Below are 14,505 nucleotides of genomic sequence, written 5' to 3'. Positions count from 1 at the left end.
ACGGAGGATGGCCGCATGAGTACGAGGGAGCAGAGAACCCGCTGGTTTTTGCAGGACCGGTTCGGCATGTTCATTCATTGGGGACTGTATTCGATTCCCGCCAGAGGGGAATGGATTCGGGGCAACGAGCGGATGAGCTACGAGCTGTACAAAACGTATTTCGACGAATTCGACGCATCGCGTTATAATCCGAAGGAATGGGCGAAAGCGGCCAAAGCCGCCGGACAAAAATATGCGGTGCTGACGACGAAGCATCATGACGGCTTCTGCCTGTTCGACAGCAAGCTGACCGACTTCAAGGCGACCAACACGCCGGCCGGCCGCGATCTTGTCCGTGAATTTGTCGACGCCTTCCGTGAGGAAGGGATCGCGGTCGGGTTGTATTATTCGATCATCGACTGGCATCATGACGATTATCCGGGTTACGGGGACAAGGCTCATCCGGACCGGGACAACGAGGCGGCGAAGGATAAGCCGATCGATTTCGACCGTTACTTGACCTACATGCACGGTCAGGTGAAAGAGCTGCTGACGAACTACGGCAAGATCGACATCATGTGGTTCGATTTCTCCTACGACAATATGACCGGTGAGAAATGGAAGGCGACGGAGCTTGTCCGCATGATCCGTTCCATCCAGCCGGATATTATTATCGATAACCGCCTAGGCGGCAATATCCGGGCGGCGGAGCCGGAGGAATATGCGGGAGACTTCTTCTCGCCCGAGCAGATCATTCCGCCCGGAGGCATCGTCGACGTGAACGGCAAGTCCGTCCCTTGGGAAGCGTGCATTACGCTGAACGATCATTGGGGATACGTGTCTACGGACAAAAACTACAAGTCGGCCCAGCAGGTTATCCGGACGCTGGTCGAGTGCGTAAGCAAAAACGGCAATCTGCTGTTGAACGTCGGACCGGACGCCAAAGGTGAAATCAACAAGGAATCGCTGGACGTGCTGCGCGAAGTTGGAGAATGGCTGCATCTGAACGGCGACAGCATCTACGGCTGCGGCGCGGCCGACAAGCCGAAGCCGGAGTGGGGGCGGTATACCCAAAACGGCAACAAGCTGTACGCTCACGTCTACGACCGCGGCATCGGGCCGATTTATTTCGAAGGCTTGAAAGGCAAAATCGCGAAAGCGAGATTGCTTCGCGACGGTACCGAGCTGAAAGTGGAGACGCCTTGGATGGCCGAGGAGTACTCGGACATCGACAGCGGCGCTTTCATCACGCTGGCGGGCGCCAAGCTGCCGGATGAGCGGGATACGGTAATCGAGCTTCATTTGAAGTAACCATCCGGTACGATGGATTCATTCATCGGCACGATTTATCAGAAACGTTTCTTGGGACACGGCGATATGGCCGTGTCTTTTTCGCGATCGTATCAAGTATCGGTGAACTTCTCTTAACTGCCAAGGGGCGTCCATGGCGGGAGGAATCGCACAGCAGTTCACCCGGGAAAACCGGCGTTATACATCGTTTGCTCATGAGCAGGGAAAAGCGAGTGGAAGCTGATTAAGAGCGGTTTGCCCCCCTTGTTTTGTTCAAATCCAGCTTTGAGAGGGAAATAAGAGCGATCTGAAGCTGCTATTTGGCGCGAAAAGCTACGTGAGCGGTAGAACGGGGTAAATAAGAGGTGCGAACCGCCTTTAAGTTGTACAAGATGAGGTAGCCGCTCCTAATAGATGGGTATAAAGACCGCTGCCCGCTCGGACTTCAGAACTTATAATAAAAAGCGGAGCCTGTTCATACGGGCTGGCTGCTGCGGCCAAGTAGGTTTCAATGCGTCAAGCGCAGAAGGAATGGATGAAAGCCTGCTACTATTTGGACTACGGCAAGCTGGAGCATGGAGAACCATACCTGACCCTTCCGATCGAGACGACCGAAGCGGAGGAGGATTTTACAACGTACATAAGAGCGGCTATCTGTTACGGCGGTCTGTTGGCGCAGACAAGATACGGAAATGAATCTCCCTCAGCAATTGATCAAGCAACTGGCTGGTCGGACAAGTTAGTTACATTCATACGTATATACAGATTTGCAGTAACAGAGCTGCAAGGAGGACGGATAGAGAATGAGAGAATCGATTCTAGAAGTCATAGAGCTGCTCCGGGAGGAACTTCCCGGGCTGGCCGAATCGCTTAACCCGCCTGCAACCGAAGCGGAGCTGCGTCAAGCGGAGGAGGAGATTGGTTTCCCTCTGCCGCCGGAGCTGCGCGAGCTGTACCAGATTCATAACGGTGAGAAGGAAGAGGGGACAGGCTTGTTTTTCGGTCTGCCGTTTCTATCGCTGGACGGGATGTTATCCGAATGGAGAGTCTGGGCGGAGCTGGAAGAGGAGTTTGCGTTGGAGGGCGGGCATCATTCCGTTCCTGCCGGATGGATTAAAGAGAGATACATCAACCGCCGCTGGCTGCCGATCAGCAAAGATTGGGGCGGCAACAACATCGGCGTCGATCTGGACCCGGACAAGTACGGTCTGGTGGGACAGGTGATTAATTTCGGCCGCGACGAGGAGGTCAAGTATGTGATCGCCCGGCAGGTCCGTCATTTCCTGCAATTTATCCGGGATACGGCGAAGGCCGGCAACTACAACATCGTGCAAGAAGAGGATTACCGTTCATGGAGCATAGGCCGCGACGGGGCCGTTCACTTCCTCGATGCGATCCGCAAACTAGAGCTTCCCGTGCTTGAGCCGATTCAACCGCAGCCGGGTGCGGCGGACGTTCAAGGTTGGTTCGAGGGGTTGGATCACGAATGGCAAGAGCGGGTCCGGTCTGCCGCCGGTTCACCGGAACAATTATTCCGGGCGAAGCAGCTTCGCTTTATTCGTGAGGGACTGACGGATATAACACCGCTGGGACGCTGCGAGGACGTACGCGAGCTCGTTCTGAGCGTAAACGAGATTCGTTCCATTGAAGCTCTGAGCGGCTGCAAGCAAGTGAAACAGCTGTATCTTGGGAAAAATCCGATTACGGACCTTCGTCCGCTGCAGCATCTCGAATTTTTGCAGGAGCTGATCCTTACCGGTACGTCCGTTGCCGATCTATCGCCGCTCAGCACGCTTCCCAAACTAAAGGAATTGGATGTCCAGCAAACGCCGGTTCGCGATCTTTCTCCATTAAAACCGATCAAAAGCTTGCGTACTCTAAAAATCTCCCAGCCGGATGCGGAGATGCTTCGTTGTTTGTCGGAGATGAGTCAGTTGCGCGAGCTGGAGATTTCCGGGCTGAGACACGTAACGGAGGAGAATTTGGCCGCGATTGGGCAGCTTGTTCATTTGCGGAAGCTGGAGCTGGATAGTGTTACTCTGTCGAATCTGGAATTCATGCGAGGCTGCGGCAAGCTGCAGGAGCTCGTATTGAATCATACGGCGGTCGGGGATATGTCGGCTATGGCTGAGCTGAAGAGCCTCCACACCTTAAAGATGAGCGGATGTCCCGATGTCGGCAGGCTGGAAGAAGTAGCCCGTTCGGCGTCGTTGAAAAAGATAATGGCCTCGTTCCAACAATTTGCCCTGCTGAAGGACCGTTTTGACCGGAAAATCGATTTCTCCTCGATGAGCGGGAATATGACGGACGAGGAAAGCAAGATCTGGTATGATTATGTGGATCGTTCCCGGGGGTAGGGACGCGCTTTAGTAAACCGGATTTCGAATCCCTGCAAGTGATAATTTGAATATTACGCACGTTACAGGAAAAAAGCTGATTCCGTACAAGAACGGTTGCCAGCTTTTTTCTCTTCCTTCTAAAGACGATCGAGCAAGAGCTCTAATCGTGGGAGCTCGACAAATTGCCACTTGTCCGGCCGAAAGTCGCAGCAGTGCAAGTCTAATATTCGGAACCCGCGATCCTCACTCGGACCTTTTCTTTTGGTTGACGGCAAAACTTCTTTGCGCACGAGCCACGATCCGTTTCGTTGCTTTCGTATCCGAAACTTCCAGCCAGTTTCGGCAGATGCCAATGACCCAATCCGGATTCGATTTACCGGCGTCATTCAGCCAATTACTTACGGAATCCTGCACATACTTGACCGGATCGGATCGGACCGCTTCCAGCAGCGGCAGCGCGATTCCGGGATTGACTTTCAGCTCGGAAATATGTTTGGCCCAAACCCCTTGAGGACGGGTCGCTTCGATTGCGAATCGCCGGATATGGGCATCCTCGTCATGCACCCAATCGGTTAATAGACAAAGCGCCTGCGATAAATCCCTGGTAATCGACTCCCTGACGGCCATCCATGCGATCTCGCGTACGCCAAAGTGATGATCTGCGGCAAACGGGCGAATACCGGCCAATTGGTGCTCGAGCGAAAGCCTCCGATCCAATCCGATCATATACGCAGCCCAGCATCGAACACTGTCAGAGCGATGCGTAAACAATAGTCCAAAGATTCGGCTGGCTTCCTTATCCGGCAGTCGCTCCAACAAACCAAGCCATTCCTTCGCAAGTGCAGGTATAAGCTTCATAATCTTCCTATCCGCGACTTGTTTCAGCCCATTCCTCATCATATCCAGATAACGCTCTAATCCGAGCTCGGCAAGAACATGTTGAAGCAGGACCACATGGTTGACGGCGAGCCATTCGGTCAAGTTTACCGTCTCCAGCCGGCCCCGATTCAGCAGCTCGATCACCTGCTCCGGAATGTCTCCGGCTTTACGGGCTCCTTTACGCTCCAGAAGCGTTTCGGTTCCAAGCTTAGTATTTGCGTTGTCCAACTGCCCAGTCTCCTATTCTTCATGATCGCGCGGCACCTTCTTATTCTCCCTATCGCATTGTGCAGCTGTACCTACGATAACTCATTTTCGCATGGAAAGATGTAAGACAGGTTACAAATCCTAATGTTTATTCTAGACAAACAACTTCTCGTGATGGATGCAGATTGTTTTGAAGCTGGTCTTGATCACCTTTTGTTCCGACAGCTCACGCAAAGCAACCGTTACCGCTTCCCGGCTCGCACCTACCATATTCGCGAGGTCCTGATGGGATAGGGGCATATCGATTCTGCAATACTCACCGTCGCTTTGATAGCCGAATTGCTCGGACAGCTTTACGACCGTATGCAAAATTTTCTGGTGCAGATTATGGATAGCCAGATTGAAAGCGAGACTGCTCAAATGAGCCAGACGATCGCTCAACACTTGGATCATGTTCATCATAAACCGCGGCCGTTGCATCAAATAGTTCTCGAAACGCTCCGTATCCATCAAACAAATATCGCTTTCCTCGACCGTTTCGATGAACAACTCGCGAGTTCCCAGCGAGATGCCCTTCATTTCACCGAATACATTTCCTTCACTTAAAATATCGAGCGTGAACTGCTTCCCGTCGGGACTCAGCCGGTACAACCGGACTTTTCCTTTTTTCACGAAATATAACCGTTCGGCAAACGTTTCGGGCGTTTGAATAAAGGTGTGCTTCGGAAACGTTGTGATAGAAGTGAGCTCGTCCATTTCGATCAGATCTTCTTTCGAGAGCGAACGCAGCAAATTAAATTGCGATAAATACTCGATTTTATCCATGGTTCCTCCTGTTCCTCGTTAAATGCCGGCCGATCCGTGCTGTTAGTTACTCACGATTATATCATGGTTGAGTGCAGTAAGGCGGAGGATGTATGATTAGCTTTTAACTGCTAGCGCCTGCGATCCATCCCATAAATCAATGAATGGAATACCGGCGTCCCGTGAGGTACAATAAACGGACGGGATGGGAGAGGACGGGAGTCTATGAGCCGGGTGAATGGATATTGGATCTTTGGGGCGCTGTTGGCCGTACTGGTGGCAGCGGCGCTTCTTATTTATTTGGGCCCGGAGCGTCAGCCTGGCCTGCAACGGTTAGGGCAGGAAGCCGGGGAGCCGCAGCAGGGAGCCGGAGCTGAATCGGCAAAGCCGTTTTCGCTTGTAACAACGTTCAGGGGCGATCCGAAAACGAGCCGCGCTTTCACCTGGCATACGGCAAGTACGGAAGCGACTTCCGTCCTCCAGGTAGTCCAGGATACGGGGAACGCTTCATTTGAAGGGTCCGGGGTACGCACGTTCCAGGGAACGACGACTATCCTCAAGCTGATCGACGGTTCGTCCCAAGGCGTACACAAAACGGAAGCGGTCGGCCTGGAGCCGGGTACGGGATACAGGTATCGGGTCGGAGACGGGAGTGCGGAAGGCTGGAGCGAGCCAGCAGCTTTTACGACGGAACCGGCGAAAACCGAAGCGTTCACCTTCCTGAATGTCACTGATTCGCAAGGGGTGACGGAGCGTGACTTTGAACTATGGAAACGGACGCTCGACAAAGCGTTCGGGCAGTTTCCCGGTGCGGCATTTGTTGTACATAACGGCGATTTGACCGAAAATCCGGAAGATCCCGAGGCGTGGAAACATTTGCTGGGAAAAGCGCGTCCTTGGGCAGCTAGTTATCCGCTAATGCCTGTCACCGGAAACCATGAAGAGGTGGATAAAAAAGCGGATGCGTTCGTCTCGCATTTTATGGTGCCGGATAACGGCTCGCCCAGCTCCATTCCCGGGACGAGTTATTCGTTCGATTATGGTCCGGTGCATTTCGTTATGCTGAATTCGGAGTCGAAGCTGAAGGACCAAGCGGCGTGGTTGGAGAAGGACTTGAAAGCAACCGACAAACCATGGAAGATCGTCTCCATTCACCGTCCGGCTTACGGCGGAAATCAGGATAAATCCGTGCTGAAGCATTGGGTGCCGGTGTTTGACAAGTACGGCGTCGATCTCGTGCTGCAGGGCCATAATCACGAGTATTCCCGATCGTATCCGCTTCAGGAAGGGCGGATCGTCGAATCCGGAGGCACCGTTTATGTGACCCTCAATACGTCCGGTCCCAAATTCAATAAGAAAAAGGACGACCAGTTTTATCACCGGGTTCATTTTCAGAACGGCAATCAGATGTTCGCCGCCATTCGCATTCAGGGGGATACTTTGTCCTACCAGGCTTACGATGTGAAGGGGAAGCTGATGGATTCTTTTGACTTAAAGCGCAAATAGCGGTCGTGATCGTAGCTCAGATAGCTGTATCGAGTCCTTAGTCTCTTGCATAGATTTGCGGGAGGCTTTTTAAATGTAACTCTTAACTACTCGCAGTAACAGGATTCGCGGTTTGAGGCCAAGGTTGGTTTATCTGAGGCTTTGTTCAAGCGAGTTACTGACATGCAGCTACCCAAACGAGAGTCGATGAGCAGCGGCTTTATTCATCTTCGGAATCTTTGGCTGCGCCGTAATGAGCTTTGTTGTGCTCCTCATACTGGCTTGGCGATTGACCGGTGCGCGCTTTAAAGGTGCGGTTGAAATGGGTATAGTTGGGGAATCCGCAAATCAATGCTATTTCGCATAATTTCAAATCACTGATCGCGATCAGCTTCTTAGCCATTGATATTCTGGCTTCAATCACATAATCCATAATAGACTGACCGAAGGAAGCTTTGAAAATCTCGGATACCCGGGGAATGCTTAAATTTACGTGAGCAGCAATTCCGCGCAAGGTGACAGGCTTTGTCGAGTTTTTTTCAATATAATCTTTGATCTTAATGCTTACCGCCAGTTCGCGATTATTTTTGTCGACGCTTCCAATATGGCGAGATATGGTCAACAGAAGGGCCCGACATAAGTAATCGACAATATCTTTATCTACGTTCTTGTTTTGTCTTGTCTCATAAATGATATGTTCCCACAAGTTAAGAAGCTTCTCGTCAAGGACAATATTCGCCCTGCATGCCTGTTCGAAACGATGGAACCATTCCGTGACCCAGGAATCGTCAGGCCTGATTTTGAGGAAATAATCCGTACTCGGAAGCGAGTTTGAAGCGATCTCTCCAACCCTCATCTTGTAAAAATCTCCGGGCTTGCAGATCAGCAAATCTCCGGGTCCGAGCATATAACTTTGCCCATTTACGATCGCTTCGGACACACCTTCCTTCTGCAGCCGGATTAAATACCACATCAGCTTGTACCGTGTAAGCTCCAAAGGTTTATCATGAACCGAATATCCCGCTAGAAGAACATTCATTATCAGTCACCCAACCTTCCGCTACGCACTTTTTTATCATTTTGTCATGAATTGTGATCCATGTCCATCATAAGATACGTATAGTGATTCCATAGAAAAGGAAATGTAATTTCGACAAGCTTGATCGTATAATGTAAACGATATATAAGCTAGAAGTTCCACAAAATGGTAGAGCGGAAACAGATGAAGAAAAGGATGTGCCATCGATGGGATTTTCCAAAAATTTTGTGTGGGGAGCAGCTACGGCGGCGTATCAGGTGGAAGGAGCCGCCTCGATAGACGGCCGCGGATTATCAGTTTGGGATATATACGGCGCCACGCCCGGAAAAGTGTTGCATGGCCATACAGGTCAACGGGCGTGCAACCATTATGAAAGGTATAAGGGTGATGTAGGGTTAATGAAGGAGATCGGCTTGCAGGCTTACCGATTTTCTGTAAGCTGGCCCCGAGTGCTGCCGGAAGGCGTCGGATCTGTCAACGACAAAGGTTTGGACTTTTATGACCGCCTGGTCGATGAGCTGCTGCATCACGGCATAGAACCGTATATTACATTGTTTCATTGGGACTTCCCTTACGAATTATACAAAAAAGGCGGGTGGCTGAACAGGGACAGTGCTAATTGGTTTGCAGACTACAGCGCAGTTGTTGTCAACAGGCTTTCCGACCGTGTGAAAAATTGGATCACTTTGAATGAGCCGCCAGTCTTTATTAATCTTGGACACAAGACTGGCAAGCATGCTCCCGGCTTGCAACTGCCGCTGCAGGAAGTGCTGCAGGCCGCCCATCACGCTATGTTGGGGCACGGGAAAGCGGTGCAAGCGATTCGTCACAACGCCAAGCTTCAAGTTCAAGTCGGCTATGCGCCGAACACTCAAGTTCCGATTCCGAATACCGATTCTTTGGAAGATATTGAAGCAGCCCGATTCAAGATGTTTGAAATTCAAACGAAGCAGGATACGAACCTGGCGTCCCTATTCGTGGATCCTGTCGTTCTGGGTGATTATCCCCAAAGCGCTTACGAGGTATTCGGATCGGATATGCCCGCGATGCTATCGGACGACTTGAAAACGATTTGTCAACCGCTTGATTTTATCGGGTTTAATATTTATCACGGCGCGCGTTACAAGAAAGGCGATGGCGCCAAGCCGGAACGGGTCGCATTTAAGGAAGGGCACATGGAAACGTCGATGGGCTGGCCTGTAACGCCTGAGGCGTTGTATTGGGGTCCTAAGTTCATAGTGGACCGCTACAAGCTGCCCTTGTACATTACTGAGAACGGAATGGCTAATACTGAATGGCCTAATCTGGACGGTCAAATATACGATCATCAAAGAATCGATTTCTTAAGCCGCTACCTTGGACAATTAAAACGGCTTGCGGAGGAGGGGGCCGATCTTCGGGGTTACTTCTGCTGGTCGCTGATGGATAATTACGAATGGAGTCACGGGTATGCCGAACGATTCGGACTGATCTATGTAGATTACGAAACAGAAGAAAGAACGGTGAAGCAATCGGGTCTCTGGTACAAGCGAGTCATTGAAACCAATGGTGAGATTGCTGGTTCTTAATCATTAGGATCGTGCCAGGCAATGGGATGTGAATAGTCGTTTCCAATCAATGATAACTTTGGAGGTGGTTTTATTGACAGAACGTGAACTTGCCCGGCCGAATATTTTATGGATCTCCCTGGAAGATACAAGCCCTCGCTTCGGGTGTTACGGAGATCCATTGGCACGGACTCCTAATATCGACAAGCTCGCCTCGGAAGGTACGCGTTTCCCTCTCGCTTTCTCTACCGCGGGCGTATGCGCTCCCAGTCGTTCCGCCATCATCACGGGAATGTATCAGACGTCGATTGGCACCCATCATATGAGAACAACGCATACCCATGCGAATTCGTCGGAATTGCCGACGCCATATCATACCGTAACTCCGCATTATGTCAAAACATTTACCGAATATTTGAGGGCTGCCGGGTATTACTGTACCAACAACAAAAAAACCGACTACCAGTTTGAGCCGCCTTTGACGGCATGGGACGAACTGGGATCACACGGCCATTGGCGGAACCGGGAACGGGGTCAGCCTTTCTTCTCCGTCTTCAATCCGACCTTGACGCATGAAAGCGGGATGTGGCCGGAGAAGGAGAGGCAGCCGTTGCAAACCGATCCCGATCGGGTGGAGCTTCCTCCGTATCTTCCGAATACCCGCATAGCTCGCGAGGCGCTTGCGCGACACTACGACAATATCGCGGAAGCTGACAAAATCGTCGGCCGATTATTGCAGCAGCTGGAAGAGGACGGGTTAGCCGACAATACGATCGTGTTCCTGTGGAGCGACCACGGAGAAGGGCTGCCCCGGGCAAAACGTTGGCCATATGACGCCGGAATTCGCGTGCCGCTTCTTGTGCGTTGGCCCGGTCAAGTAGAGCCTCAGGCTGTTTCCGATCAATTGGTCAGTCTCGTGGATCTGGGACCAACAGTGCTATCGTGTGCCGGAATCGACATCCCTTATCATATGCAGGGGCAGCCTTTTCTAGGAGATCGAAAGCAAGAGAGAGAGTATGTATTCGCTTCACGCGACAGATACGATCAGTCCTACGATATGATTCGTGCCATAAGGGACAAAAAGTACAAATATATTCGGAATTATTATCCCGATCTGCCCCGCATGATGTGGGTATCTTTTAACAACCAACATCCGGTACAGCAGGAGATGTGGCGTCTTCACAGGGAAGGCAAGCTGGAGGGGATACAAAATCTCATGTTTGAAAAGCGGCCAGTTGAAGAACTGTACGATACGGAGAACGATCCTCATGAATTGTACAATTTGGCCAAGGATCCGAACTATCGGGACAAGCTTGCCGAGCTGCGGAACGTACTTGACGAATGGCTTGAGCAGCACGGCGACATGGGGAAGATGGACGAAGGGCAGATGGTGGCAAACTTCTGGCCGGGAGGCGTTCAGCCACAAACCGCGGCTCCCGTCTATATCCCGATTGCCGCGGGCAGTCCGGGAATCGAAGCTTCCCTGGAAGGCGGGGCATATCCGGCCCCCATGTTGGTGCAATTATATTGTGCAACACAGGGCGCTTCCATAACTTATACGACAGAGACCGGCGGAGACGCCCGCTGGAAACTGTACACAGAGCCTCTGAGACTGACTGGAGGTACGACCACGATTAGAGTGAGAGCCTCACGGATCGGTTACAAGCATAGCGAGGAAAGATCGGCGTCGTTCACAGTAGGCGATCCCTCTTTTCTTTAAGACAGAGAGGCTGCGAGGAGAAAACAAACAAATATAGAGGAGCAGACAACGATGAGAATGCTTTTTTTGGATCTGGATTCGACAAGCCCGAACCATCTGGGATGCTACGGGTATCACCGGAATACTTCCCCGAATATTGACAAGATCGCTTGCGAAGGCGTTCGGTTTACGAACTATTACACATCCGATGCGCCCTGCGCCCCATCTAGAGCGGCACTCTCTTCAGGCCGCTTCGGCATTCACACCGGCCTGGTCGGACATGGAGGTACGGCGGCGGACTTTCGTCATGAAGGAATCTCACGCATGTTCAGGGACGTGTTGACCAAAGAAAGCTTGCCCGCGTTCCTTCGTTCGGCCGGGATGAAAACCGTGCTGTTCAGTCCGTTCGGGGAACGGCATTCGCAATGGACGTTCTATTCCGGGTTTTCGGAAATTCACAACTCGGGCAAAGGCGGAATGGAATCGGCAGAAGATGTAACGCCCGGGGTGTTGTCGTGGATCGAGCAAAACGCGAAAAACGACGACTGGTTTTTGTACCTGAACTATTGGGACCCGCATACGCCATATCGGGCGCCTGAAGAATTCGGCAATCCGTTTGCCGATGATCCGCTGCCGGCCTGGCTGACAGAGGAAATGCTAGAGAGGCACAAAAAGAAAGTCGGTCCGCACAGCGCCAGAGACATCAACATGTACGATAATAAAACGAACCCGAACTTCCCGCGGCATCCGGGCGAATTGCTGGATATGTCCGGCTTGCGGAACATGATCGACGGCTATGATTGCGGAATTCGCTATATGGACGAACATATTGGAATGCTATTCGAAGCGCTGCGCCGGGCGGATGTAATGGACGATCTTGTAATATTCATTTCGGCTGACCATGGAGAAAATCAAGGTCAGCTCGGGATTTATGGCGAGCATGGTACCGCCGATCACGGGACTTGCCGCATTCCGATGATTGTCCGTTGGCCGGGAGTGACCCAAGCGCATGTCGATGAAGGGCTTCATTACCATCTCGATCTGCTGCCGACTTTGGCGGATATGCTCGGTAAAAAACCGTGTCAGAGCTGGGACGGTCAAAGCTACGCCCCTGCTTTAACCGGGCAGAGGGAATGCGGAAGAGACTATCTGGTTCTGTCCCAGTGCGCTCACGTATGCCAGCGGAGTGTCCGGTTCGGCGAATGGTTGTATATGAGAACGTACCATGACGGGTACCATATGTTCCCTAAGGAAATGCTCTATAATTTGAAGGACGATCCTAACGAACAGTTCGACGTGGCCTCTTCGAACCCCGACATTTGCAAAGAAGCCGTATATTTATTAAACGAATGGCATGACGACATGATGCTCTCCATGCCATATGACGTCGATCCGCTCTGGACGGTAATGAAGGAAGGCGGTCCGTTCCATGCGAAGGGCCGTTTAAAGGGATACCTGGAGCATCTGAAAAGCACAGGACGCGAAGAGGCTATACCTGAACTTGTGAGCAGGCACCCGAAAGAGTTTAAGTAAGCAGAAAAGCGTCCCATGACTATGGGACGCTTTCAACGATTACGAGCTGGAGGGGAGACTTAGACGAATGAAGCGTCCCAATGTGATGATCGTATTGAATGATGATATGGGATATTCCGATATCGGATGCTACGGAGGCGAGATTGAAACGCCCAATCTGGATCGGCTTGCGGCAGGGGGGGTGCGATTCTCGCAGTTTTATAATACAGCCCGCTGCAGTCCTTCCAGAGCATCCTTGCTGACCGGGCTTCATCCGCATCAAACAGGGATCGGCATTCTGACCGATAATGACGGTCCCGACGGATACCCGGGTAACTTGAATCGCAATTGTGCAACGATTGCCGAAGTATTGAAAGCAGACGGGTACCGTACCTACATGAGTGGCAAATGGCACCTGGCGCACGATATCTATAAAGAGAAACATACATGGCCGATTCAGAGAGGCTTTGACCGATTCTACGGAACATTGTCCGGCACGAGCAATTATTTTCGGCCTTTGACCTTAATGCGGGATAATGAAAATTTGGATGAAGAAGAACTTCCAAGTGATTTTTACTATACGGATGCCATTAGCGACGAAGCCGCTTCCTTCGTGGAAGAACATGCCGCCCAACACGCCGACAGCCCGTTCTTTATGTACGTGGCGTATACTGCGCCCCACTGGCCGCTGCATGCCAAGGAAACGGACATCGCCAAATATAAGGGACATTTTGACGAAGGCTGGGACTCGCTCCGGGAGAAACGCTTAACGAGACTCAGAGAATGTGGCATTCTGGATGATACCAGTTTATTAAGCGACCGAGACCCTACGCAGCCCCCATGGGAGTCTGCCGAGCATAAGGATTGGCTGCTTCGTTGTATGGAAGTTTATGCCGCGCAAATTGACTGTATGGATCAAGGGATCGGGACAATCCTGCATGCACTGGAGAAGACGGGTCAGTTGGAGAACACACTGATTGTATTCCTTGCGGATAATGGCGGCTGTGCGGAGGTTCTGCAGGAGAAATTGAGGGAAAGGGTAAAGTCGAAAAAGGTGTCACCGGTCGTTAGCCGAAACGGTCAGGACATTAGATTCGGCAATCGGCCCGATGTTATGCCCGGCTCGGAGGACAGCTTTCAAAGCTACGGAATTGCCTGGGCCAATTTGTCCAATACGCCTTTTCGTCTGTATAAGCACTGGGTGCACGAAGGGGGAATAGCGACTCCATTTATCGTTCACTGGCCTGAACGGATCGGGAATGCTGGGGAAGTGGTTCATACTCCGTGGCAGCTTACCGATGTGGTCCCCACAATTTTGGAAATAACGGGAGCAGCCTATCCCGAATCCATGAACGGTCATTCCTTGCCGCCTTTGGAAGGAGACAGCTTCGCTCCCGCGCTGGAAGGCAGAATCGCATCCAAAGGGCCACTGTATTGGGAGCATGAAGGAAACAGCGCGATTCGGATCGGGGAATGGAAGCTGGTACGAAACTATCCCGGCCCATGGGAGCTTTATAATATGAAGGAAGATCGTTCGGAATTGAAAGACCTGGCGGAAGAGTATCCGGACAAAGTAAATGAAATGCGCAATCTCTACGATCAATGGGCTCAACGTTGCAAAGTGATCCCGAGAGAACAGATAGTAAGAAGCAAACAAAGAAAGTAATAATTTATCAACTTCTTAACAATACTACAACAGAGAAGGAGACAGCGCTCCCCTGAAGA

At 51.5% G+C, this 14,505-nt stretch carries 10 protein-coding genes; 7 read left to right on the top strand and 3 right to left on the bottom strand.

Annotation, left to right across the window (positions count from 1 at the left end; all coding sequences use genetic code 11):
* The first annotated feature begins 15 nt into the window (after positions 1 to 15).
* Together PV433_RS04225 and PV433_RS04220 are read left to right on the top strand one after the other, a co-directional pair.
* Entirely contained in the window at positions 16 to 1,290 is a 1,275-nt protein-coding gene (locus PV433_RS04225; protein ID WP_332070958.1) for an alpha-L-fucosidase, read from the top strand.
* A 782-nt stretch (positions 1,291 to 2,072) separates the two neighbouring features.
* Positions 2,073 to 3,626, top strand: a complete 1,554-nt coding sequence (locus PV433_RS04220) for a leucine-rich repeat domain-containing protein (protein ID WP_332070957.1) — start codon at positions 2,073 to 2,075, stop codon at positions 3,624 to 3,626.
* 225 nt (positions 3,627 to 3,851) lie between these two features.
* Here PV433_RS04220 and PV433_RS04215 read toward each other — a convergent pair whose 3' ends face one another.
* Positions 3,852 to 4,715, bottom strand: a complete 864-nt coding sequence (locus PV433_RS04215) for a DNA alkylation repair protein (protein WP_332070956.1) — start codon at positions 4,713 to 4,715, stop codon at positions 3,852 to 3,854.
* Positions 4,716 to 4,847: 132 nt separating this feature from the next.
* Positions 4,848 to 5,519 (bottom strand): Crp/Fnr family transcriptional regulator, encoded by a 672-nt coding sequence (locus PV433_RS04210; protein WP_332070955.1) that lies wholly within the window; start codon positions 5,517 to 5,519, stop codon positions 4,848 to 4,850.
* A gap of 204 nt (positions 5,520 to 5,723) precedes the next feature.
* Here PV433_RS04210 and PV433_RS04205 point away from each other — a divergent pair, with 204 nt between their 5' ends.
* Positions 5,724 to 7,004 carry a metallophosphoesterase family protein gene (locus tag PV433_RS04205; RefSeq protein WP_332070954.1) on the top strand — a complete coding sequence of 427 codons (1,281 nt, stop codon included), beginning with the start codon at positions 5,724 to 5,726 and terminating at the stop codon, positions 7,002 to 7,004.
* 199 nt (positions 7,005 to 7,203) lie between these two features.
* On the opposite strand, the gene PV433_RS04200 is transcribed toward PV433_RS04205, so the two are convergent.
* A complete protein-coding gene (locus PV433_RS04200) occupies positions 7,204 to 8,022 on the bottom strand; it encodes an AraC family transcriptional regulator (protein ID WP_332070953.1) in 819 nt (272 codons plus the stop codon).
* A 206-nt stretch (positions 8,023 to 8,228) separates the two neighbouring features.
* Between PV433_RS04200 and PV433_RS04195 the strand changes: the two genes are divergently transcribed.
* The 4 genes from PV433_RS04195 to PV433_RS04180 all read left to right on the top strand — a co-directional run bounded on the left by PV433_RS04195 (position 8,229) and on the right by PV433_RS04180 (position 14,446).
* The gene (locus PV433_RS04195) at positions 8,229 to 9,590 is read left to right on the top strand and encodes a GH1 family beta-glucosidase (RefSeq protein ID WP_332070952.1); all 1,362 of its coding nucleotides are present in this window, start codon (positions 8,229 to 8,231) and stop codon (positions 9,588 to 9,590) included.
* A gap of 73 nt (positions 9,591 to 9,663) precedes the next feature.
* The gene (locus tag PV433_RS04190; RefSeq protein WP_332070951.1) at positions 9,664 to 11,289 is read left to right on the top strand and encodes a sulfatase-like hydrolase/transferase; all 1,626 of its coding nucleotides are present in this window, start codon (positions 9,664 to 9,666) and stop codon (positions 11,287 to 11,289) included.
* A 51-nt stretch (positions 11,290 to 11,340) separates the two neighbouring features.
* A complete protein-coding gene (locus PV433_RS04185) occupies positions 11,341 to 12,801 on the top strand; it encodes a sulfatase family protein (RefSeq protein ID WP_332070950.1) in 1,461 nt (486 codons plus the stop codon).
* A 67-nt stretch (positions 12,802 to 12,868) separates the two neighbouring features.
* Positions 12,869 to 14,446, top strand: a complete 1,578-nt coding sequence (locus tag PV433_RS04180) for an arylsulfatase (protein ID WP_332070949.1) — start codon at positions 12,869 to 12,871, stop codon at positions 14,444 to 14,446.
* Positions 14,447 to 14,505 lie beyond the last annotated feature (59 nt).

It is taken from the genome of Paenibacillus sp. GYB004, assembly GCF_036577605.1.
In the GTDB taxonomy this organism is placed as follows: domain Bacteria; phylum Bacillota; class Bacilli; order Paenibacillales; family NBRC-103111; genus Paenibacillus_AB; species Paenibacillus_AB oceani.
The sequence above is the reverse complement of the archived record's forward strand: the minus strand, read 5'-3'. Positions and strand labels throughout refer to the sequence as shown.

Bases quoted from the DNA above. Each gene is read 5' to 3' on its own strand.
- PV433_RS04225 (WP_332070958.1), top strand. From the start codon at position 16: ATGAGTACGAGGGAGCAGAGAACCCGCTGGTTTTTGCAGGACCGGTTC.
- PV433_RS04220 (WP_332070957.1), top strand. From the start codon at position 2,073: ATGAGAGAATCGATTCTAGAAGTCATAGAGCTGCTCCGGGAGGAACTT.
- PV433_RS04210 (WP_332070955.1), bottom strand. From the start codon at position 5,519: ATGGATAAAATCGAGTATTTATCGCAATTTAATTTGCTGCGTTCGCTC.
- PV433_RS04205 (WP_332070954.1), top strand. From the start codon at position 5,724: ATGAGCCGGGTGAATGGATATTGGATCTTTGGGGCGCTGTTGGCCGTA.
- PV433_RS04200 (WP_332070953.1), bottom strand. From the start codon at position 8,022: ATGAATGTTCTTCTAGCGGGATATTCGGTTCATGATAAACCTTTGGAG.
- PV433_RS04195 (WP_332070952.1), top strand. From the start codon at position 8,229: ATGGGATTTTCCAAAAATTTTGTGTGGGGAGCAGCTACGGCGGCGTAT.
- PV433_RS04185 (WP_332070950.1), top strand. From the start codon at position 11,341: ATGAGAATGCTTTTTTTGGATCTGGATTCGACAAGCCCGAACCATCTG.
- PV433_RS04180 (WP_332070949.1), top strand. From the start codon at position 12,869: ATGAAGCGTCCCAATGTGATGATCGTATTGAATGATGATATGGGATAT.